Here is a 20,909-nt window from a genome sequence, read left to right on the forward strand (position 1 = left end):
GACTGCCGGGGTCAACTCGGAGGAAGGTGGGGATGACGTCAAGTCATCATGCCCCTTATGTCCAGGGCTTCACGCATGCTACAATGGCCGGTACAATGGGCTGCGATACCGTGAGGTGGAGCGAATCCCAAAAAGCCGGTCTCAGTTCGGATCGGGGTCTGCAACTCGACCCCGTGAAGTCGGAGTCGCTAGTAATCGCAGATCAGCAACGCTGCGGTGAATACGTTCCCGGGCCTTGTACACACCGCCCGTCACGTCACGAAAGTCGGCAACACCCGAAGCCGGTGGCCCAACCCCTTGTGGGAGGGAGCCGTCGAAGGTGGGGCTGGCGATTGGGACGAAGTCGTAACAAGGTAGCCGTACCGGAAGGTGCGGCTGGATCACCTCCTTTCTAAGGAGCACCTTCACCTGAAAGGGTGTAAGGAGCCCGCGACCTGCGAATGTCGGGTCGGGGTGCTCAATGGCGGAGACACTGGTTAGTCGGATGCCGGCAACGGTCACGGATGTCTAGTACACGCCCTTTGGGGTGTAGGAACGGTGGATGTGATGCGGCTGGGGTTCGGCGTTAAGCACCCTGTTGGGTCCTGAAAGAACAACCCGGTGGTTGTTTCTTTCGGAGCCATGGCCTTCACCTGTGGGTGGGGGATGGTTGCCAGGCATGGCCTGGTCTCGCATACCGTCGGCGGGTTGTCGGGCTGGTGTGGGGCTGTGGGTTGTGGGTTGGTCGTTTGTTGAGAATTGCACAGTGGACGCGAGCATCTTTGTGGTCAAGTTGTCAAGGGCGAACGGTGGATGCCTTGGCACCAGGAGCCGATGAAGGACGTGGGAGGCCGCGATAGGCCTGGGGGAGCTGTCAACCGAGCTGTGATCCCAGGGTGTCCGAATGGGGGAACCCGGCATCAGTCATGTGGTGTCACCTGCACCTGAACACATAGGGTGTATGGAGGGAACGCGGGGAAGTGAAACATCTCAGTACCCGTAGGAAGAGAAAACAAATTTAGTGATTCCGTGAGTAGTGGCGAGCGAAAGCGGATTGAGGCTAAACCGGCTGCGTGTGATACCTGTCAGGGGTTGCGTGGTCGGGGTTGTGGGACCCTGCGACACGAGCTGACACTCGTGTGAGGAGTTACAAAGCCAGTTGCTAGCCGAACAGTCTGGAAAGGCTGACCGTAGGCGGTGATAGTCCGGTAGGTGAAAGTGGCTGGTCTCCTGTGGGTGTTCCCGAGTAGCGGCGGACCCCTGTAATCTGCCGTGAATCTGCCAGGACCACCTGGTAAGCCTAAATACTTCCTGGTGACCGATAGCGGACGAGTACCGTGAGGGAATGGTGAAAAGTACCCCGGGAGGGGAGTGAAATAGTACCTGAAACCGTTCGCCTACAATCCGTCGGAGCCTTGCGGGGTGACGGCGTGCCTTTTGAAGAATGAGCCTGCGAGTTAGTGGCATGTGGCGAGGTTAACCCGTGTGGGGGAGCCGTAGCGAAAGCGAGTCTGAATAGGGCGATTCAGTCGCGTGTCCTAGACCCGAAGCGGAGTGATCTAGCCATGGGCAGGCTGAAGCGCGGGTAAGACCGCGTGGAGGGCCGAACCCACCAACGTTGAAAAGTTGGGGGATGACCTGTGGTTAGGGGTGAAAGGCCAATCAAACTCCGTGATAGCTGGTTCTCCCCGAAATGCATTTAGGTGCAGCGTCGCGTGTTTCTTGCCGGAGGTAGAGCACTGGATGGTCTAGGGGGCCCACAAGCTTACCGAAATCAGCCAAACTCCGAATGCCGGTAAGTGAGAGCGCGGCAGTGAGACTGCGGGGGATAAGCTTCGTAGTCGAGAGGGAAACAGCCCAGATCACCAGCTAAGGCCCCTAAGCGTGTGCTAAGTGGAAAAGGATGTGGGGTCGCATAGACAACCAGGAGGTTGGCTTAGAAGCAGCCACCCTTTAAAGAGTGCGTAATAGCTCACTGGTCAAGTGGTTCCGCGCCGACAATGTAGCGGGGCTCAAGCACACCGCCGAAGCTGTGGCATTCACATTTTTACCTCGCTTGGACGTGATTCCTTGTGCAGGTGTGTGGATGGGTAGGGGAGCGTCGTGCCGCGAGTGAAGCATCCGAGTGATCGAGGTGTGGACGCGGCACGAGTGAGAATGCAGGCATGAGTAGCGAAAGAAGGGTGAGAAACCCTTCCGCCGGATGACCAAGGGTTCCAGGGCCAGGCTAATCCGCCCTGGGTGAGTCGGGACCTAAGGCGAGGCCGAGAGGCGTAGTCGATGGACAACGGGTTGATATTCCCGTACCCGCGAAAGAGCGTCCCTGATGAACCTCGTTGTGCTAACCACCCGAACCTGGGGCGGTCTTCGGACCTAACTGGGGGAGCGTGGGAACCTGGCGGGTAGTAGTCAAGCGATGGGGTGACGCAGGAAGGTAGCTGAGCCCGGCCGGTGGTTGTGCCGGGGTAAGCGTGTAGGCCGTGCTGTAGGCAAATCCGCAGCACACATAGGCTGAGACGTGATGCCGAGCCGATTCAGGTGAAGTCAGTGATCCTATGCTGCCGAGAAAAGCCTCTAGCGAGTTCTTAGCGGCCCGTACCCCAAACCGACACAGGTGGTCAGGTAGAGAATACCGAGGCGATCGGGCGAACTGTGGTTAAGGAACTCGGCAAATTGCCCCCGTAACTTAGGGAGAAGGGGGGCCGGAGACGTGAAGCCCCGCGCGGGTGGAGCGTTGTATGGCCGCAGAGAGCAGGGGGAAGCGACTGTTTACTAAAAACACAGGTCCATGCGAAGAAGTAATTCGATGTATATGGACTGACGCCTGCCCGGTGCTGGAACGTTAAGGGGACCTGTTAGCTCTTCGGGGCGAAGCGGAGAACTTAAGCGCCAGTAAACGGCGGTGGTAACTATAACCATCCTAAGGTAGCGAAATTCCTTGTCGGGTAAGTTCCGACCTGCACGAATGGCGTAACGACTTCCCCACTGTCTCAACCACAGGCCCGGCGAAATTGCATTACGAGTAAAGATGCTCGTTACGCGCGGCAGGACGGAAAGACCCCGGGACCTTTACTATAGCTTGACATTGGTATCCGAATTAGCTTGTGTAGGATAGGTGGGAGCCGGTGAAGCTCATACGCCAGTATGGGTGGAGGCAATCTTGAAATACCACTCTGGTTGATTTGGGTATCTAACTTCGGACCGTTATCCGGTTCAGGGACAGTGTCTGGTGGGTAGTTTAACTGGGGCGGTTGCCTCCTAAAGGGTAACGGAGGCGCCCAAAGGTTCCCTCAGCCTGGTTGGCAATCAGGTGTTGAGTGCAAGTACACAAGGGAGCTTGACTGTGAGACTGACAGGTCGAGCAGGGACGAAAGTCGGGACTAGTGATCCGGCACTTGCGAGTGGAAGCGGTGTCGCTCAACGGATAAAAGGTACCCCGGGGATAACAGGCTGATCTTCCCCAAGAGTCCATATCGACGGGATGGTTTGGCACCTCGATGTCGGCTCGTCGCATCCTGGGGCTGTAGCAGGTCCCAAGGGTTGGGCTGTTCGCCCATTAAAGCGGTACGCGAGCTGGGTTTAGAACGTCGTGAGACAGTTCGGTCCCTATCCGCCGTGCGCGTAGGATACTTGAGAAGGGCTGTCCCTAGTACGAGAGGACCGGGACGGACGAACCTCTGGTGTGCCAGTTGTCCCGCCAGGGGCACGGCTGGTTAGCTACGTTCGGAAGGGATAACCGCTGAAAGCATCTAAGCGGGAAGCTCGCTTCAAGATGAGGTATCCCACCCACTTTGTGGGGTAAGGCCCCCAGCTAGACGACTGGGTTGATAGGCCGGAAATGTAAGCCCGGTAACGGGTTCAGTTGACCGGTACTAATAGGCCGAGGACTTGACTACTAAGCTGCTACGCGTCCACTGTGCAACTCTCGATGAACGAACAACAGACCACGTGTGGTGTTGTTTGATATGTCGATAGAGTTACGGCGGTCATGGCGGAGGGGAAACGCCCGGTTACATTCCGAACCCGGAAGCTAAGCCCTCCAGCGCCGATGGTACTGCACTCGGGAGGGTGTGGGAGAGTAGGACACCGCCGGACAATCTTTCGTTCAGGGCCACCCCAATCGGGGTGGCCCTGAACGCATTTGGTCGAGGCCGGGTCGCCACCGCGGCCCGCCGGCCCGCCGACGGCACCGCGCCGGTCAGCGGCGGGGACGCCGGGGGCCGGCGAGCCGCAGGGCGTTGCAGACGTCGACGACACCGCGCACGTCCCAGGCGATCTCGGCGGCCACCTGCCGGGCGTCCGGGCCCGCCACGACGCCCGTGAGGATGACGACCCGGTTCTGCGCGGTCACCACGATCTGCTGGCCGCGGGTGGTCCAGTCGCTGCTCAACCGCTGGGCGACCAGCGCGGCCAACCGGGCGTCCTCGTCGCCGGGCGCCGGCCGGGGCGACTCGGGACGGAACGCGCCATCGTCCGGGTACGGCCAGGGCATGAGCATGTGGGCGTCCTCTCGCCAGAGTGCGGGTGCGGGTGACCGTGTCGGCTCAGCGGGACGGCGTGTCGGCCGGCGCCGGGTGGCCGGCCCGGTCCGGTCCGACCACGGTGGCCGTCAGCCCGGCGGGCTCGCCCGCCCCGGCCGGGGAGAGCCGCCGGACGGCCTCCTCCGGGCTGACGAAGATCGGGAACAGGCCGTCCAGCCGCATGGTGTGCAGGACGGTGAGGATGAAGCGGGACGGGGCGGCGAGGCAGAGCACGGCGCCGCGTTCGCGGGCGTCGCGGTGGGCCCGGACGAGCAGGCCGAGCCCGTTCGCGTCGATCAGGTGGACCCGGGTCAGGTCGACCACGACGTGCCCGCAGACGTCGACCGCCTGCCGCAGCGCGGTCCGCAGGTCGTCGGCGATGTCGACGTCGATGTCACCGGAGGCGGTCGCCACGGCGACGTCGTCGAGGTGGTCCACCCCCAGCACCCCGCCGGCCACCTGGGTGCCGCGCCCGGCCTCGCCGCCGCGGCCGGCGTCCGGGCCGAGGAGGCTGCAGCGGGGGCAGCGGTGCGGGCCCGTCGCGAAGGGCGAGCCGCTCCAGCCGTGTTCGGCGACGAGGGTCCAGACGACCTCGGCGTCCGGCAGGACGCATGCGGTTCCCGTCGTCACGTCTCCGCAGCTGTCGCAGATCAGCGTCATCGAGTTGTCGTCCGGTACGACGGTCATGGCTTCCTCCACGGGAGGTCGGGCGAGGCGACGTGCCGGTCCACGACCGGCGGCGTCGGGTTGGAATCGAGGTCCGGCCGCGTCCGGCGGGCCGGCACGGGCGGGCGCCGGGGGCCCGCGGTGGCGGCCACGAGAGCGACGCCGAGGACGGCGGAGCCGGCCGGGACGGCCAGGCGCCACAGGCCGGACCGACCGGTGTCGAGGCCGACGATGCGGGCCAGGATGATGCCGAGGACGGCGGTGACGATGCCGGTCACCAGGGCCAGCCAGGCCGGCACCTCCCGCCGGCGGAGGAGCGCCAGCCAGCCCGTCGCGGCGACGAGGAGACCCACGGCGAGTGCGGTGAGGAGACCGGCGACGGTCATCTGCTCCCTCCTCCGCAGGATCGGTCGGCCGACGGCTGCCGCTCCGGCGGGCCCGGCCCGACCACGGTGAGCGGCGGACCGGCCCAGTGTCGTCCACCACCCTGGGCGGCGCCCGTGGCGCGGGCCACGCGGTTGTATGACAGTTGCGTGACAAAACCGTCGAACGCCGGACACGGTTGGGCGTTCGTGCCTGCCTTGGGGATGATGCGGGTTATGACGGGCGTGCTGGTGATCGAGGACGACGACCGGATCCGTCTGGCGCTGCTGCTCGCGCTCGAGGACGAGGGCTACGCCGTCCGGGGGGCGGCCACCGCCGAGGAGGGGCTGCGGATGCAGCGCCGGGAGCCGGCCGACAACGTGCTGGTCGACCTGATGCTGCCGGGCCTCGACGGCTTCGAGTGCATCCGGCAGCTACGCCGCGACGACGACGTACCCATCGTGGTGGTCAGCGCCCGCGACGACACCCACGACATCGTGGCGGCGTTGGAGGCCGGCGCCGACGACTACGTGGTCAAGCCGGTGGCGGTCAAGGAGCTGTCGGCGCGACTGCGGGCGCTGCGCCGCCGGGCCCGGGCGGTGCCCGCGCCCGTGCCGGTCCTCACGTTCGGCCCCTTGGAGATCAGCCCGGACGCGGGGGAGGTGCGTCGGGCCGGCCGACCGGTGCCGGTGACCCGCACCGAGTTCCGGTTGCTGTGCGAGCTGGCCGAGCACGCCGGCCGGGTGCTGTCGCGCCAGCAGCTGCTCCAGCGGGTCTGGGGCTACGACACCGGTGACGAGCGGCTCGTCGACGTGCATGTGGGCCGGCTGCGGCAGAAGATCGAGGACGATCCGGGCAGCCCCCGGCACCTGGTCACCCTGCGCGGCCTCGGCTACAAGCTGACCCGGTGAGGCGGCTCGGGCTGCGGGCCCGGGTGTCCGCCGGATTCGCCGTCGGCGCGCTGCTGCTGTCGGCGTCCATGGCGCTGGTCTCGTACGAGTTGACCAGGCGGTCCCTGCTCGACGAGCGGGAGCGCACCGCGGTGCGGGCGGCGTACTTCGACGCGGCGGTGGTGCGTACCGGGCTGGACACGGAGGACCCCGACGTCGTGGAGGTGCTGCGGTCCCTCGACACCGGCGGCAACCGCCGACCGCTGTTGCACCGCGGCGACGACTGGTACGCCCGCACCGCCGACGCCGGCCTGACCGCCGCCATCCCGGTCGACCTGCAGCAGCTCGTCCGGGCGGGGGAGCCGGCCGTGCAGCGGGTGCGGGTCAACGGCCAGCCCACCCTGCTCGTCGGCCTGCCGCTGGCCCCGTCCACCAGCTACTACGAGCTGACCTCGCTGCGCGAGCTGGACGAGACCCTCCAGGTCCTGGCGCTCGCGCTGACCGCCGTCGCCATCGTGGTGTCCGGCTCCGGCGCCGCCCTGGGCTGGTACGCCACCCGGCACAGCCTGCGCCCGTTGACCGCGGTGGCCGACGCCGCCCAGGAGATCGCCGACGGCAACTTCTCCGCCCGGCTCGCGCCCACCACCGACCCGGACCTCACCCGCCTCTCCACGTCGTTCAACCACATGGTCGACCAGCTCTCCCAGCGCATCGAGCGGGATCGCCGCTTCGCCGCCGACGTCAGCCACGAGCTGCGCTCGCCGCTGCAGACCCTGGCGGCGGCGGCCAGCGTCCTGGCCCGCCGCCGGGAGCACCTCGACGACCGGACCGCCACCGCGGCCGGCCTGGTGGCCGACGAGATCACCCGGTTCCAGCAGCTGGTCAACGACCTGATCCAGCTCGCCCGCAGCGACCAGCCGGCGGACCGGGGGCCGGTCGACGTGGCGGCGCTGGCCCGCCGGGTGTGCCAGGCGCGCGGGCTGCCGGGCGCGCTCGTGCACGCGGCCGGCGGGGCCGCCACGACCTGGCTGGTCGACCAGCGCCGCGTCGAGCAGATCCTGGCCAACCTGGTCGACAACGCGGTCCGCCATGGCGGTGGCCCGGTGGCGGTGCGGCTGTCGCAGCGGGGCGGGACGGGCATCGTCGAGGTCGACGACGAGGGGCCGGGCGTGCCCCCGGCCGACCGGGACGTCGTCTTCGACCGTTTCGTCCGTGGCCGTGCCGCGCACGCCCGCGCGGCCGGCGACGGCACCGGCCTCGGGCTCGCCATCGTCGCCCAGCACGCCGCCGCGCACCGGGGACGCGCCGGTGTGGGCGACCGTCCCGGCGGGGGCGCCCGCTTCCGGGTCGAGCTGCCCGGTGTGTCATCGTGAGCCGCCGCGCGCGCCAGCCGGGACGGTGGCGGGGCACCGGTGCTGCGCTCGTCGCCCTCATGCTGCTCGTCGGCTGCGGCGTCCCGACGGAGGACGCCCCCCGCACCGTGGCGCCCCCGCCCGGGCCGTTCCCCACCTCGGGCACGCTCGTGGCGACCCCGACCCCGACCCTGACGGCGGGGCGGGCGACGGCGGTGCTCTGCTTCGTCCGCGACGACCGTCTGGTGCCTGTCGAGCGCCGAGTGGACGCCACGCCTACCGTCGACGCCCAGCTCCAGCAACTGCTCGCCGGCCCGACCACCGCCGAGCGCGACAGCGGCCTCAGCACCGCCCTGCCGGGGGCCGTCGAGGCCGCCGTCGCCCGGCCCCGGGGCATCGACGTCGAGGTCGACGTCGGTGAGGCAGGCGACGAGACGGGCCGCAGCGACGAGGTCCTCGCCTTCGGCCAGATCGTCTGCACCCTGACCGCCCGCTCCGACGTCGACACCGTGGCGTTCCTGCGGGGTGGGGCGCCGCTCGGGGTGCCGCGCGCCGACGGGTCGCTGTCCCGGCGCCCCCTCACCGTCGCCGACTACGCCGACCTCGTCGCGCCCCGGTGACGGCCGGCCTCCCGGCCAGGCGGAGCCGACGGGTCGCCTGCGGCGGCAGGCAAGAGCAGGCGGGCCGCCCCGGTCGGCCGGCACCGCAGCAGGCGGGCCGACCGCCACCGGAGCAGGCGGCCCGCGGACCGGCACTGGAGCAGGCGGGCCGACCGCCACCGGAGCAGGCGGCCCGCGGACCGGCACTGGAGCAGGCGGCCCGCGGACCGGCACTGGAGTAGGCGGCCCGTGGACCGGCGGGGGCCGGGACTGGGCAGGGTGCCGAAGGCCGTCGCCCCCGGTCAGCCCTCTGGGGTGCCGGGGGTCATCCGCTGAAGGCGGTCAGGAACCGGTCGCGGAAGGCGTCCATGGGCCAGACCGGGGCGCCCGGGCCGGGCCGCAGGCCGTCGGTCCAGCCCCAGCCCGCGATCCGGTCCAGCACGGCCGGATCGCGGGCGACGACGGTGACCGGCACATCCCGGCCGGCGCCGTCGCCGGTGACGACCGGGGCAGGCTGGTGGTCGCCGAGGAACACCAGCACGAGGTCGTCGTCGCCGTGTCTCTCCACGTAGGACACGAGGGCGGCCAGCGAGTATCCGACGGCCCGGCGGTAGCCGGCACGCGCCTGCGACGACGGGCTCTCCTCGGCCGCCCCGTGGAAAACGCTGCCGTCGCCGACCGCCGCCCAGTCGACCAGCCGGGGGATCTTCGTCCAGGGGGAGTGGCTCGACACGAGCGCGATCTCGGCCATCACCGGCGCCCGGTCCGCCCGAGCCCGCTCCAGGCGCTCGAAGGCGGCCAGCGTGTACTGGTCGGGCATCGGGGCGTAGCCGAACCTCGGCCCCCGGTAGCCGAGGCCGCGACCGTCGTAGAAGCGCTGGTAGCCGAAGAAGGCGCCCTCCGGCCAGGGTCGGGTGGCGGCCGGCATCACGCCCACCGTGCGCCAGCCGGCCCGCCGGAACGCGCCGCCCGTCAACCGGTCGCTGGCCAGCAGGCTGCGGTGCCGCTGCTCGGTGTCGATCCACAGCCCGGACAGCAGCGTGGCGTGGGCCAGCCAGCTGCCGCCGCCAACCGTCGACGAGGTGAGGAAACCGCTGCGGGAGGCGTAGCCGGCCGCGCGCAGGCGGCGGTCCCCGTCGGCGAGCACCGCGCCGACGGCCGGGGCGAACTCCGGGTCCTCCACCGCGTCGCGCCCGTAGCTCTCCACGAAGGCGACCACCACGTCCTTGCCCCGCAGCGCGGTCAGCAGCCGGTCGCCGGGGACGTCCCGGAACGGATCGGCCCCGACCTGGGCCGCGAAGACCTCCCGGTCCCGCAGCCGGGCGCGTACCTCGCGCGCGTGGCCGCCGACCAGGTCGGTGGCGGCCGTGTCGGCGACCGGTACGCCGGGGACGATCCGCACGCCGAACGCGGCGCAGGCCAGCCACACGACCACCAGCGCCGCGACTCCCCGCCGCGTGGCCGTGCGGCGTCGGACCAGCAGGCGGGTCAGCCGCAGCACGGACCGCGTCGTCCCGACGACCAGGGCGGCGAGCAGCAGCACGGCCGCGACGACCGCGCCGGTCGCGCCCGCCCGGCCCATCGAGTCGGTGAGGAACCCGACGGCGTCGTCGAGCAGCGCCCAGTCGAGCACCAGGTCGAACGGGCGGCCGAGCGCCGCGAGGAAGCCCAGGTCGGCGACCTTCAGCACGGTCAGCAGGCCGAGCAGCGCGCCGGCGAGCGCCGCCACCGGCCGCCGCGCCCGCGCCGGCAGGGCGAGCAGCAGGGCGACGGCGAGCAGCCCCTCCAGGGGGATCCGCACGAACCCGCCGGGCGTGAGCCGACCGGGCTGGTGCGGCACGGTCAGGGCGGCCAGCACCAGCAGGGCGGCCGACGCGGTGGTCGCCCGCGCCGCGACCCGGCGCGCTCTCCGCCGAGCCCCGACCTGCCCGGGGGTACGCGCCGTCGAGTCGCGGTCGGTCGGCGCGGGCGGGCGGCGGTCGGTCGCGGGCGGCGGCGGGTCCGGGCGCGTCGCGGGCGGCGGCGGGTCCGGGTGCGGCGCGGGCGAGGGGCGGTCAGTCACGGGCGGCGACGAGTTCCCGGTGTACCGGCGACGGCCGCGCGCCGACCGGGCTCGCCGACCCGGGCCGCCGGGGCGGGGCCGCTCGGGCGGGCCGGTGCCGCCACAGCCAGCCGACGTCGCGGCCGAACGACTCGACGAGCAGGGCCAGCGCCACCACCAGCACGAGTACGCCCCCCGGCCCCGGCAGTACCCCGGTCGCCGCCACCAGCAGCAGGACGCCCTGCGCCGCCGCGACGACCTTGCGCCAGTACCGCGCGGGCAGCGGCCGGCGCATCCAGGGCAGCGCCCAGCCCGCGGCGACGAAGGCGTACCGCATGGCGCCGAGGAGGAGCACCCAGCCGCCCACGGCCGGTGCGACGTGCAGGCCGAGGACGAGGATGAGGAACGCGTCGACCTCCATGTCGAAGCGCGCCCCGAGCGCGCTGGCGGTGCCCGTACGCCGGGCCACGTACCCGTCGACCGCGTCGAGCGCCAGCGCCACGGCGGTGAGGGCGACCAGCACCCCCACCGGCGCGGCCCGGTCGACGGCGGCCGGGAGCGCGTCCACGGTCAGCGCCGTCACGCCACCGACGAGGAGGGCCCGGGCCAGCGTCACCCGGTCGGCCGGCCCGAGGACGTGCCCCGCCGCGCGGCTCAGCCCGCAGCTGAGCGCCAGGCACAGCACCGCCCCGTACGCGGTCCCGGCGAGCCAGCCCGCCGGCCCGAGGCCGACCGCGCCGGCCAGCCCCGCCAGCAGGACGATCTGGACGACGAACCCGATTGCCGGGCCTTTTCGAACCGTGGGCACCGTGCCTCCGTGTCTATGACCGATGACTCTCGACAGGAAACACGGGAAATGCCGCCGTCCGGTTCGCTCCGGACGCGGGTGAGGGGGAACCGGTGACCCGCGAGGCGCGCGCCTTCTGGCTCCGTACGCCCGGCGAGGGCGAGATCCGGGCGGTGCCGCTGCCCGTCCCCGGCCCCGGCGAGGTGCTCGTGCGCAGCCGCTACTCCGGTGTCAGCCGGGGCACCGAGACCCTGGTCTTCGCCGGCCGCGTCCCCGCCGACCAGCACTCCGCGATGCGCGCGCCGTTTCAGGAGGGCGACTTTCCGGCACCGGTGAAGTACGGCTACCTCAGCGTGGGCGTGGTCGAGCAGGGGCCGGCCGAGCTGCGCGGCCGGACGGTGTTCTGCCTGCACCCGCACCAGACGGCGTACGTGGTCCCGGCCGAGGCGGTGGTGCCCGTACCGGATGCGGTGCCGCCGGCCCGCGCGGTGCTCGCCGGGACCGTGGAGACCGCGGTGAACGCGCTCTGGGACGCCGCGCCCCTGGTCGGTGACCGGGTGAGCGTGGTCGGCGGCGGCATGGTCGGCTGCTGCGTCGCGGCCCTGCTCGCCCGCTTCCCCGGCGTGCGGGTCGAGCTGGTCGACGCCGACCCGGCCCGGGCGGAGGTCGCCGCCGCGCTCGGCGTCGGGTTCGCCCCGCCCGCGCGGGCCGTCGGCGGGCGGGACCTCGTGGTGCACGCGAGCGCCACCGCCGCCGGCCTGCGGCGGTCGCTGGAGCTGCTCCGCCCCGAGGGCACGGTCGTGGAGCTGAGCTGGTACGGCGACCGGACCGTCGACCTGGCGCTGGGCGGGGCGTTCCACTCCGGACGGCTGACCATCCGCAGCAGCCAGGTGGGCGCGGTCGCGCCGGCCCGGCGGGACAGCCGCACCTTCGCCGACCGGCTGGCGCTGGCCCTGGACCTGCTGGCCGATCCCGCCTTCGACGCGCTGCTGACCGGGGAGTCCCCGTTCGCGGAGCTGCCCGACGTGCTTGCCCGCCTGGCCGCGGGCAGCCTGCCCGCGCTGTGCCACCTCATCACCTACGACGGGAAGTGATCCGTGTTCAGCGTTACCGTCCGTGACCACATGATGATCGCGCACAGCTTCCGGGGGGAGGTGTTCGGCCCGGCGCAGCGCCTGCACGGGGCGACCTTCGTCGTCGACGCCACCTTCCGCCGCGCCGACCTCGACGCCGACGGCGTCGTCGTCGACATCGGACTGGCCACCGAGCAGCTCAGGGCCGTGCTCGGGGAGCTGACCTACCGCAACCTGGACGACGAGCCGGCCTTCGCCGGGGTGAACACGACCACGGAGGTGCTCGCCCGGACGGTCGCCGACCGCCTCGCCGAGCGGGTGCGGGCCGGCGACCTCGGCGCGGGCGCCCGCGCGCTCGCCGGCATCACCGTCACGCTGCACGAGTCGCATGTCGCCTGGGCCAGCTACGAGCGGCCCCTCTGAGGCCCGGGTGGGCGACCACGAGGCCGCAGCGGGCGGAAGCGGGGCCGCGTCGGGCGACCACGAGGCCCCGCCTGGCGGAAGCCGGGCCGCGCCGGGCGGAGGCGTGGGCGTGGCGGGCGGAGGCGTGGGCGTGGCGGGCGGAGGCGTGGGCGTGGCGGGCGGAGGCGAGGGCGTGGCGGGCGGAGGCGAGGGCGTGGCGGGCGGAGGCGAGGGCGTGGCGGGCCCGACGGTCGCCCGGCGCCGCCGGGCGACCGTGCACGTCGTGCTGCCGAACGACATCGACGACCCGGCCACGCCGAGCGGCGGCAACACGTACGACCGCCGGCTCTGCCGGGGCCTGTCGGCGGCCGGCTGGGCGGTCCGGGAGCACGCCGTGCCCGGCGACTGGCCCCATCCCGACGCGTCCGCGCGTGCCGGGCTCGCCCGGCTGCTCACGGCGCTGCCCGACGGGGCGGTGGTCCTGCTCGACGGGCTGGTCGCCTCGTCCGCGCCGCAGGCGCTGACCCCGCAGGGCCGGCGGCTGCGCCTCGTCGTCGTGGTGCACATGCCGCTGGAGCACGACGACGAGGGCGCGGCCCTGAGAGCCGCCGTCGCGGTGGTCACCACCAGCGAGTGGACCCGGCGGCGGCTGCTCGGCCGGTACGCGCTGCCCGCCGACCGGGTGCACGTCGCCCCGCCGGGTGTCGACCCGGCCCCGCCCGCGCCCGGGACGCCGGCCGGCGGGAACCTGCTCTGCGTCGCGGCGGTCGCCCCGCACAAGGGGCACGACGTGCTGGTGGAGGGCCTGGCGGCGGTCGCCGACCTGCCGTGGGACTGCGTCTGCGTGGGCGCGCTGACCCGGGACCCGGGGTTCGTGGCGCGGCTGCGCCGGCAGGTGGTCGGGCACGGCCTCGCCGACCGGGTGCGCCTGGTCGGCCCGCGCACCGGGGCGGCCCTCGACGCCGCGTACGCCGCCGCCGACCTGCTGGTGCTGGCCTCGCGCCGGGAGACGTACGGGATGGTGGTCACCGAGGCGCTCGCGCGCGGGATCCCGGTGCTGGGCACCGCCGCCGGCGGGCTGCCCGAGGCCCTGGGCCGCGCGCCGGACGGCGCGCCGCCGGGCCTGCTGGTGCCGCCCGACGACCCGGCGGCCCTGGCCGGCGCCCTGCGGCGCTGGCTCGGCGAGCCGGGGCTGCGCCGGCGGCTGCGGCGGGCGGCGCGCGACCGGCGGGAGACGCTCGACGGCTGGCCGGTCGCCGCGACGGTGGCGGGCGCCGTGCTGGAAGGGGTGACGACCGCATGACCGTGGAGCTGCCGCCGCACTTCGCGGACTGGCTGACGCTGCGTGAGCCCGCCGACGCGGCGGCCCGCGCCGGGGACCTGGTGGACCTCGCCCGCCGCCGGTTGGCCCCCGGGCCGCTGGTCGTGCACGACCTCGGCACGGGCACCGGGTCGATGGGTCGCTGGCTGGCCCCGCGACTGCCCGGCCCGCAGCACTGGGTCCTGCACGACCAGGACGCCCACCTGCTGGCCCGCGCGGCCGCCGGGCTGCCCCGGGCCGCCGACGGCGGCCCGGTCACCGCCGAGGTCCGGCGCGGCGACCTCACCCGGCTGTCCGCCGCCGACCTGGCCGGCGCGTCGCTGGTGACCGCGTCCGCGCTGCTGGACATGTTCACCGCCGAGGAGGTCGAGCGCCTCGTCGCGGCCTGCGCCGGGGCCGGCCGCCCGACGCTGCTGGCCCTCTCGGTGACCGGCCGGGTGCGGCTCACCCCGGCCGACCCGTGGGACGCGGAGATCGCCGCCGCGTTCAACGACCACCAGCGCCGCACGGTCGGCGGGCGCGTCCTGCTCGGGCCCGACGCCGTCGACGCCTGCGCGGCGGCGTTCGCCCGGCACGGCGTCGACGTGGCGCTGCGGCCCAGCCCGTGGCGGCTCGGCCCGGAGCAGGCCGCACTGGCCGGCGAGTGGTTCACCGGCTGGCTCGACGCCGCCCGCGAGCAGCGGCCCGAGATGGTCGGCCAGACCCGGGCGTACGCCCGCCGGCGCCGCGCCGAGATCGCCGCCGGCCGGCTCGGCGTGCTGGTCGACCACCTGGACCTGCTGGCGGGGTGTGGCTGAACCCGGGAGGTGTCCGGTGCGTGCCTACCGACAGGAAAACCGCCGAGGGAGGGCCGAGGTGGAGGCGACGTGACCGCGCCGGCGCGGCGGTTCGGGGCGTGGGCGCCGGCCCTCGGCGGCCTGGCCGTGCTCCTCGTGCTGCTGGGCTGGCTGGGCGCCGGCCCGTTCCTCGACGGGCTCCGGCTGATCGACGCCCCGGCGCTGGCCGCCGCGCTCGCCATCGGGGCGGTGACCACCGTCTGCTGCGCCTGGCGGTGGAGCCTGGTGGCCGGGGGACTGGGGGTGCGGCTGCCGCTGCCGACCGCGGTCGCGCACTGCTACCGCGCGGTGTTCCTCAACGCGACGCTCCCCGGCGGGGTGCTGGGTGACGTGCACCGGGCGGTGCGGCACGGCCGCGACGTCGGCGACGTCGGCCGGGGCGTCCGCGCGGTGGTCTGGGAGCGCACGGCCGGGCAGGTGGTGCTGGCCGCCGTCGCGGTGGTCGTGCTCGCCGCGTTCCCCTCCCCGGTCCGGCCGTACCTGCCGGCCGTCGGCGCGCTGCTGGTGGCGGCCGGGCTCGGCGCCGTCGTGCTGGCCCGCGCGCTGCCCACCGCCGGGCCGTCGCGGTGGGCGCGGGCGGCCCGCGCGGCGACGGCCGACGTCCGGGCCGGGCTGCTCGCCCGCCGGACCTGGCTGGGGGTGCTCGTGGCGTCCACCGTGGCCGTCGCCGGCCACCTGGCCACGTTCGTGCTGGCCGCACGCACCGCGGGCTCCACCGCGCCGCTGACCCTGCTGGTGCCGCTGACGCTGCTGGCCCTGCTGGCCATGGGGGTGCCGGCGAACGTAGCCGGCTTCGGCCCCCGGGAGGGCGTGGCCGCGTGGGCCTTCGGCGCCGCCGGCCTGACCGCCGCCGAGGGCGTGGCCACCGCCACGGTGTACGGGGCCCTGGTGCTCGTCGCGAGTCTTCCCGGCGCCGCCGTCCTGGTGGCCCGTCGTGTCCGCGTGCCCGCCGGCACCGTCTGACGAGGAGTCCGATGTCCGAAACCCCGCCCGCCGCCACGGTCCGTACGCAGGTCACGGTCCCGTTGAGGTTCCCCGACGGATACGCCACCACCGCGCGGGTGTTCTCCTTCGACGGCCTGGCCGACGGCCGGGAGCACCTCGCGTTCGGCCTCGGTGACCGGGCCGGCCCGCGCGACCGGGGGGCGGCGCCCCCGTCGTCGCCGCCGCTGGTGCGCCCGCACAGCGAGTGCCTGACCGGGGACGTGTTCGGCAGCCAGCGCTGCGACTGCGGCCCACAGTTGCGCGAGGCGGTCGAACGCATCGCCGCCGCCGGCGGCTACCTGCTCTACCTGCGCCAGGAGGGACGCGGCATCGGCCTGTACGCCAAGCTCGACGCGTACGCGCTGCAGGACGCCGGGCTGGACACGTACGAGGCGAACCTGGCGCTGGGGCACCGGCCCGACGAGCGGGACTACACCGTGGCCGCGCAGATGCTCGCCGCCCTGGGCGTGGAGCGGGTCGCGCTGCTGAGCAACAACCCGGACAAGGCGGCGCAGCTCGGCCGCCTCGGGGTGGTGGTCGCCTCGCGGGTCGCCACCGGGGTCCACCTGTCCCCGGCCAACGCCGGCTACCTGGCGGCGAAGGTCAGCCACGGCGACCACGCCCTCGACCTCCCGCTCGTCCGTGACTGAGCGCCCGTACGTCCTGCTCAGCTGCGCGACGTCGATGGACGGCTACCTGGACGACGCGAGCGGGCAGCGGCTGGTGCTGTCCAACGAGGCGGACCTGGACCGGGTCGACGAGGTCCGGGCCGGCTGCGACGCGATCCTGGTCGGCGCGGGCACGGTCCGGCGGGACAACCCGCGCCTGCTGGTCCGCTCCGCGCGGCGCCGCGCCGCCCGCCTCGCCCGCGGCCTGCCGGCCTCACCGCTCAGGGTGACGTGGACGGGCTGCGGCGACCTGGACCCGGCCGCCCGGCTCTTCACCACCGGCGACGCCGACCGGATCGTACACTGCGCCACCTCGACGGTGGAGAAGACCGCGGACCGGCTGGCCGGCCTGGCCACGGTGGTGGACGCGGGCGAGCCCGTGGACCCGGCGCGGGCGCTGGCCGACCTCGCCGCGCGGGGCGTGCGCCGGCTGATGGTGGAGGGCGGGGCGAGCGTGCTCGCGCAGTTCCTCACTGCCGGCCTCGCCGACGAGTTGCACCTGGTGGTGGCCCCGTTCTTCGTCGGCGACCGCCGGGCGCCCCGGTTCGTCGGCGACGGCCGCTTCCCGTGGCACCCCGGCCGCCGCGCCCGGGTGGCGGAGGCCCGCCAGATCGGCGACGTGGTGCTGATCCGCTACGCCCTCTCGGCGCGGTGCGACGGAGGCTGAGCCCACCCGGCGTTGCCCGGGCGCCCGCCGGCCGGACTGTGCACGGACGGGCCTGGTGGCACGTGCGGCGCGGCCCCGTCGCCTGGGCCCGGGGAGCGGCTCCGGCGGTCAGCGGCGTGCCTCGAACGACTCCCGGTCGAGGAACATCAGCCGGGCCCGCTTGTCGGGCAGGTCGATCAGCGGGCCGGCGACGAAGCCGGTCCGCAGCAGCCGGTCCACCGCCTTGTCGTTGCGCGCGTCCGGCTCCATCACGATCCGCCGGCGCAGCGGGTCGGCGAAGACGAAGCCGAGGAACACGCCCAGCAGCGCGCCTGTGAAGCCCCGCTCGGTCGTGGTCGGCGGGCCGATCAGCAGGTGCGCCCCGTGGTCGCCGGGCCGGACGTCATAGCACTGGCCGACCGGGTCGGCCGCCGGCTCGTACGTCTGGAACAGCGCGACCGGCACGCCGTCGCGGTGCACCAGCCACGCGTGGTGGGTGGTCAGCGAGTCCAGGTAGCGGTAGATCTCGGCGACCCGCTCGCGACCGGCGTCGCGCATGCCCCAGAACCGGGCCCGTTCCTCGCTGACCCAACCGTGGATCAGGTCGACGTCGGTGTCCGGGTCGACGGGGCGGATCGCCACCCGGCCGAACCCGTCGACGTCCTGTCCGTAGGTGTTGGTCGCCTCACGCATCGCGCCCACCGTACGACGATTCCGGTCGATGCGCCCGGACGTGGCCCCCGTGGCGCCCGGCCGGCGCGAGGCGGGGGCTCACGCCGGGTCCCCGCCGGCGACCGCGACCGCCGGGGCACCCGCGCCGGCCCGGCGGCGGGCGGCGGGGACGACCAGGGGGGTGCCGGTCTCCGGGTCGTCGATGACCCGGCAGGGCAGCCGGAAGACCTCCTCGACCAGCTCCGCGGTGACCACCTCCCGGGGCGGGCCGGCGGCGACCACCCGACCGTCGCGCATCGCGATCAGGTGCGTCGCGTAGCGGGCGGCGTGGTTGAGGTCGTGCAGCACCGCCACCAGGGTGCGGCCCTGCTCCTCGTGCAGCCGGGCGCAGAGGTCGAGGATCTCGATCTGGTGGGCGATGTCCAGGTAGGTGGTCGGCTCGTCCAGCAGCAGCAGGGGCGTCTGCTGGGCCAGCGCCATCGCGATCCACACCCGCTGCCGCTGCCCGCCGGACAGCTCGTCGACCGGCCGGTCGGCCAGGTCGGCCACCCCGGTCGCGGCCATCGACTCGGCGACCACCCGCTCGTCCTCGCGCGACCACTGCCGCAGCAGCCCCTGGTGCGGGTACCGGCCGCGCGCGACGAGTTCGGCGACGCCGATGCCGTCCGGGGCGACGGACGTCTGCGGCAGCAGGCCGAGGGTGCGCGCGACGCCCCGGGCCGGCAGCCGGTGGATGTCCTCCCCGTCCAGCAGCACCGCCCCGGCCGTCGGCTTCAGCAGCCGGGACAGGGCGCGCAGCAGAGTCGACTTGCCGCAGGCGTTGGGGCCGATGATGACGGTGAAGGAGCGGTCGGGTACGGCGACGCTCAGGTCCTCGGCGATGGTCCGCCGTTCGTAGGCGAGGGTCATCGCGCTGCCGCTCAGCCGGGACTGCATGCTCCGTGCTCCGTTCTCGTCGTGGGTGACCCGCCGGCCGTCCCCGGTCACAGCCGGCCGGCCCGGCGTTCGGTGGCGAGCAGCCAGATCAGGTAGGCGCCGCCCAGCACCCCGGTCACCACGCCCACCGGCAGTTGGTGCCCGGGGAACGCGCGTACCGCGAGTTGGTCGGCGGCGACCAGCAGCACCGCCCCGACGGCCGCCGACGGCAGCAGGTTCGGCCCCGGTGCCCGGGTCAGCCGCCGGGCCAGGTGCGGCGCGGTGAGCGCCACGAAGTTCACCGGCCCGGCGGCGGCTGCGGCGAGGGAGACCAGCAGCACCGCCGCCGCCAGCACGACCAGGCGCACCCGCTCCACGCGTACGCCGAGGGCGGAGGCGGTGTCGTCGCCCATCTCGACCAGGCGCAGGGCCGGCCCGAAGCCGACCAGCAGCACGGGCACCAGCACCGCCAGCGCGACCAGCAGCGGCAGCGCGTTGACCCAGCCGCGCCCGTCCAGGCTGCCGGTGAGCCAGAGGACGGCGCGGGCGGCGTCCATCAGCTGGGCCCGGGTCAGCAGCCAGCCGTTGACCCCGGTCAGGATCGCCATGGTGCCGATGCCGACCAGGATCAGCCGGAACCCGTGCACGCCGCGCCGCCAGGCGAGCGCGTACACCAGGATGCCGGTGGCGAGGCCGCCGATCACCGCCGCCGAGGCCAGCAGCATGCTGCTGCCGCCGAGCACGACCACGACCAGCGCGCCGGTCGACGCGCCCTGGGTGAAGCCGAGCATGTCGGGGCTGCCCAGCGGGTTGCGGACCAGCGACTGGAAGACCGCGCCGGCCAGCGCGAGCGCGGCGCCGACGCAGAGCGCGGTCACCAGCCGGGGCAGCCGCAGCTCGGTGACGATGAACTCCTCGGCCGGGCTGCCCCGGCCGGCGAGGGCGCGCAGCACGTCGGCGGGGCCCATCGGGTAGTCGCCGCTGCCGATGGCGAGCACGCTCAGCGCCAGGGCGAGCACCACGCAGGTGAGGCCGACGGCGACGGCGCGGGGGCGCAGCCGCAGGGACACGCCGCCGGGGGTGCGGATGGTGATCACGGGTGGGCCACCCGCCCGCGCAGCACCAGCCAGAGGAAGAGCGGCCCGCCCGCCACGGCGGTCACCATGCCGACCTGGAGCTCGCCCGGTCGGCTCAGCACCCGGCCCAGCACGTCGGCGCCGAGCAGCAGCACCGGGGCGAGCACCGCGCAGTACGGCAGCAGCCAGCGCAGGTCCGGCCCGGTGAGCGCGCGGACCAGGTGCGGCACGAGCAGACCGACGAAGACGATCGGCCCGCAGGCCGCCGTGGCGGCGCCGCAGAGCAGCGTGATCGCCACGATGACGGTGCCTCGGACGAGGGCCGGCCGGGCGCCGAGCGCGCGCGCCGCGTCGTCGCCGAGCGCCAGTGCGTTGAGCGCGCGGGTGGCGGCCAGGGCGACCAGCAGGCCCGCCGTGATGAACGGCGCGACCGTGCGTACGGTCGATGCCTCGGCGCTGGCGAGCGAGCCGACCGTCCAGAACCGCAGCCGTTCCAGCGACGCCGTGTCGAGCAGCATCACCGCGCTGACGTACGAGTAGAGGGTGGCGTTGAGCGCCGCGCCGGCCAGCGCCAGCCGGGCGGGGGTGGCCCCGCGCCCGCCGCCGACGAGGTAGACGGCGGCGGTGACGACGGCCGCGCCGAGCAGCGCGAACCAGACCTGGCCGCCGACGCCGCCGACGCCGAGCAGCGCCGCCGCGCTGGCCACCGCCGCCGAGGCGCCGGCGTTGATGCCGAGCAGCCCGGGGTCGGCCAGCGGGTTGCGGGTCAGCGCCTGCATCACCGCGCCGGCCACGCCGAGCGCCGCGCCGGCGAGCAGGCCGAGCAGCGTACGCGGCAGCCGCATCCGGTGCACGACGGCGTACTCGGCGGCGTCGCGGTGCAGCAGGCCCTGCCACACGTCGGTGAGCGGGAGCTGCTTGGCGCCCACGGCGATGCTGAGCACCGCGACGGCGACGAGCAGCAGCACCGACGCCGCGAGGCCGGCGGCCCGCAGCGCGGCGCGGCCACGCCGGGGCGTGACGGGCGGTGCCGGTGGCGCGCCGATGCGTGAGGTGAGGGTGACGGACAGTGTGGGCTCCGATGTGGTGCGTGATTCCGGGCGGGGCTTGACAGCGATT

At 73.5% G+C, this 20,909-nt stretch carries 17 protein-coding genes, 3 rRNA genes and 1 pseudogene; 13 read left to right on the forward strand and 8 right to left on the reverse strand.

Annotated features, from left to right (window positions below):
- From ACGF5C_RS08650 to rrf, 3 genes are all read left to right on the forward strand, one after another.
- Window positions 1-391, forward strand: a 16S ribosomal RNA gene (locus ACGF5C_RS08650); the annotation flags it as partial.
- 374 nt (window positions 392-765) lie between these two features.
- Window positions 766-3,875: ribosomal RNA gene (locus ACGF5C_RS08655) — 23S ribosomal RNA — on the forward strand.
- Window positions 3,876-3,957: 82 nt separating this feature from the next.
- A 5S ribosomal RNA gene (gene rrf / locus ACGF5C_RS08660) occupies window positions 3,958-4,074 on the forward strand.
- A 103-nt stretch (window positions 4,075-4,177) separates the two neighbouring features.
- On the opposite strand, the gene ACGF5C_RS08665 is transcribed toward rrf, so the two are convergent.
- From ACGF5C_RS08665 to ACGF5C_RS08675, 3 genes are read right to left on the reverse strand one after another with little or no spacing between them, the layout of a single operon-like run.
- Complete coding sequence (locus ACGF5C_RS08665; RefSeq protein WP_393298431.1) at window positions 4,178-4,477, reverse strand: BON domain-containing protein; 300 nt, start codon at window positions 4,475-4,477, stop codon at window positions 4,178-4,180.
- A gap of 46 nt (window positions 4,478-4,523) precedes the next feature.
- Window positions 4,524-5,186: an STAS domain-containing protein gene (locus tag ACGF5C_RS08670; RefSeq protein WP_393298434.1), complete on the reverse strand. Its 663-nt coding sequence runs from the start codon at window positions 5,184-5,186 to the stop codon at window positions 4,524-4,526.
- On the reverse strand, window positions 5,183-5,551 hold the full coding sequence (locus tag ACGF5C_RS08675; protein ID WP_393298437.1) for a GlsB/YeaQ/YmgE family stress response membrane protein: 369 nt from the start codon (window positions 5,549-5,551) through the stop codon (window positions 5,183-5,185). Before ACGF5C_RS08675 ends, ACGF5C_RS08670 begins: the two co-directional genes overlap by 4 nt.
- 213 nt (window positions 5,552-5,764) lie before the next feature.
- On the opposite strand from ACGF5C_RS08675, the gene ACGF5C_RS08680 reads away from it, so the two are divergent.
- Genes ACGF5C_RS08680 through ACGF5C_RS08690 form a run of 3 tightly spaced genes read left to right on the forward strand, consistent with a single transcriptional unit; the run spans window position 5,765 to window position 8,390 of the window.
- Window positions 5,765-6,439, forward strand: a complete 675-nt coding sequence (locus ACGF5C_RS08680; protein WP_350686351.1) for a response regulator transcription factor — start codon at window positions 5,765-5,767, stop codon at window positions 6,437-6,439.
- A gap of 23 nt (window positions 6,440-6,462) precedes the next feature.
- Window positions 6,463-7,791: a sensor histidine kinase gene (locus tag ACGF5C_RS08685; protein WP_393299124.1), complete on the forward strand. Its 1,329-nt coding sequence runs from the start codon at window positions 6,463-6,465 to the stop codon at window positions 7,789-7,791.
- 59 nt (window positions 7,792-7,850) lie between these two features.
- Window positions 7,851-8,390 carry a GerMN domain-containing protein gene (locus tag ACGF5C_RS08690; RefSeq protein WP_393299127.1) on the forward strand — a complete coding sequence of 180 codons (540 nt, stop codon included), beginning with the start codon at window positions 7,851-7,853 and terminating at the stop codon, window positions 8,388-8,390.
- A gap of 304 nt (window positions 8,391-8,694) precedes the next feature.
- Here ACGF5C_RS08690 and ACGF5C_RS08695 read toward each other — a convergent pair.
- Window positions 8,695-11,218, reverse strand: a pseudogene (locus ACGF5C_RS08695) (CDP-alcohol phosphatidyltransferase family protein).
- Window positions 11,219-11,310: 92 nt separating this feature from the next.
- On the opposite strand from ACGF5C_RS08695, the gene ACGF5C_RS08700 reads away from it, so the two are divergent.
- The 7 genes from ACGF5C_RS08700 (at window position 11,311) to ACGF5C_RS08730 (ending at window position 17,148) form a co-directional block, all read left to right on the forward strand.
- Window positions 11,311-12,291, forward strand: coding sequence for a dehydrogenase (locus ACGF5C_RS08700; protein ID WP_393298440.1), 981 nt, complete (start codon window positions 11,311-11,313; stop codon window positions 12,289-12,291).
- 3 nt (window positions 12,292-12,294) lie between these two features.
- Entirely contained in the window at window positions 12,295-12,693 is a 399-nt protein-coding gene (locus tag ACGF5C_RS08705) for a 6-pyruvoyl tetrahydropterin synthase family protein (RefSeq protein ID WP_393298443.1), read from the forward strand.
- Between the two features lie 214 nt (window positions 12,694-12,907).
- Window positions 12,908-13,975 carry a glycosyltransferase family 4 protein gene (locus ACGF5C_RS08710; RefSeq protein ID WP_393299130.1) on the forward strand — a complete coding sequence of 356 codons (1,068 nt, stop codon included), beginning with the start codon at window positions 12,908-12,910 and terminating at the stop codon, window positions 13,973-13,975.
- Window positions 13,972-14,790 (forward strand): methyltransferase domain-containing protein, encoded by an 819-nt coding sequence (locus ACGF5C_RS08715; protein ID WP_393298446.1) that lies wholly within the window; start codon window positions 13,972-13,974, stop codon window positions 14,788-14,790. Before ACGF5C_RS08710 ends, ACGF5C_RS08715 begins: the two co-directional genes overlap by 4 nt.
- Before the next feature lie 69 nt (window positions 14,791-14,859).
- Window positions 14,860-15,792, forward strand: a complete 933-nt coding sequence (locus ACGF5C_RS08720; RefSeq protein WP_393298449.1) for a lysylphosphatidylglycerol synthase domain-containing protein — start codon at window positions 14,860-14,862, stop codon at window positions 15,790-15,792.
- 11 nt (window positions 15,793-15,803) lie between these two features.
- Window positions 15,804-16,463, forward strand: coding sequence for a GTP cyclohydrolase II (gene ribA, locus ACGF5C_RS08725; protein ID WP_393298452.1), 660 nt, complete (start codon window positions 15,804-15,806; stop codon window positions 16,461-16,463).
- A complete protein-coding gene (locus tag ACGF5C_RS08730; protein ID WP_393298455.1) occupies window positions 16,456-17,148 on the forward strand; it encodes a RibD family protein in 693 nt (230 codons plus the stop codon). Before ribA ends, ACGF5C_RS08730 begins: the two co-directional genes overlap by 8 nt.
- A 108-nt stretch (window positions 17,149-17,256) precedes the next feature.
- Here ACGF5C_RS08730 and ACGF5C_RS08735 read toward each other — a convergent pair whose 3' ends face one another.
- From ACGF5C_RS08735 to ACGF5C_RS08750, 4 genes are all read right to left on the reverse strand, one after another.
- Entirely contained in the window at window positions 17,257-17,820 is a 564-nt protein-coding gene (locus ACGF5C_RS08735) for a GNAT family N-acetyltransferase (protein ID WP_393298458.1), read from the reverse strand.
- A 78-nt stretch (window positions 17,821-17,898) separates the two neighbouring features.
- Window positions 17,899-18,735, reverse strand: coding sequence for an ABC transporter ATP-binding protein (locus ACGF5C_RS08740; RefSeq protein ID WP_357461670.1), 837 nt, complete (start codon window positions 18,733-18,735; stop codon window positions 17,899-17,901).
- 47 nt (window positions 18,736-18,782) lie between these two features.
- Complete coding sequence (locus ACGF5C_RS08745) at window positions 18,783-19,811, reverse strand: FecCD family ABC transporter permease (RefSeq protein ID WP_393298462.1); 1,029 nt, start codon at window positions 19,809-19,811, stop codon at window positions 18,783-18,785.
- The gene (locus ACGF5C_RS08750) at window positions 19,808-20,908 is read right to left on the reverse strand and encodes a FecCD family ABC transporter permease (RefSeq protein ID WP_393299133.1); all 1,101 of its coding nucleotides are present in this window, start codon (window positions 20,906-20,908) and stop codon (window positions 19,808-19,810) included. Before ACGF5C_RS08750 ends, ACGF5C_RS08745 begins: the two co-directional genes overlap by 4 nt.
- Window position 20,909: the final 1 nt, after the last annotated feature.

The organism is Micromonospora sp. NPDC047620 (assembly GCF_043205005.1).
Lineage (GTDB): Bacteria > Actinomycetota > Actinomycetes > Mycobacteriales > Micromonosporaceae > Micromonospora.

Excerpts from the sequence above, each read along its gene's own strand:
- ACGF5C_RS08665 (WP_393298431.1), bottom strand. The coding sequence starts at position 4,477 with ATGCTCATGCCCTGGCCGTACCCGGACGATGGCGCGTTCCGTCCCGAG.
- ACGF5C_RS08670 (WP_393298434.1), bottom strand. The coding sequence starts at position 5,186 with ATGACCGTCGTACCGGACGACAACTCGATGACGCTGATCTGCGACAGC.
- ACGF5C_RS08675 (WP_393298437.1), bottom strand. The coding sequence starts at position 5,551 with ATGACCGTCGCCGGTCTCCTCACCGCACTCGCCGTGGGTCTCCTCGTC.
- ACGF5C_RS08680 (WP_350686351.1), top strand. The coding sequence starts at position 5,765 with ATGACGGGCGTGCTGGTGATCGAGGACGACGACCGGATCCGTCTGGCG.
- ACGF5C_RS08690 (WP_393299127.1), top strand. The coding sequence starts at position 7,851 with ATGCTGCTCGTCGGCTGCGGCGTCCCGACGGAGGACGCCCCCCGCACC.
- ACGF5C_RS08715 (WP_393298446.1), top strand. The coding sequence starts at position 13,972 with ATGACCGTGGAGCTGCCGCCGCACTTCGCGGACTGGCTGACGCTGCGT.
- ribA (WP_393298452.1), top strand. The coding sequence starts at position 15,804 with ATGTCCGAAACCCCGCCCGCCGCCACGGTCCGTACGCAGGTCACGGTC.
- ACGF5C_RS08735 (WP_393298458.1), bottom strand. The coding sequence starts at position 17,820 with ATGCGTGAGGCGACCAACACCTACGGACAGGACGTCGACGGGTTCGGC.
- ACGF5C_RS08740 (WP_357461670.1), bottom strand. The coding sequence starts at position 18,735 with ATGCAGTCCCGGCTGAGCGGCAGCGCGATGACCCTCGCCTACGAACGG.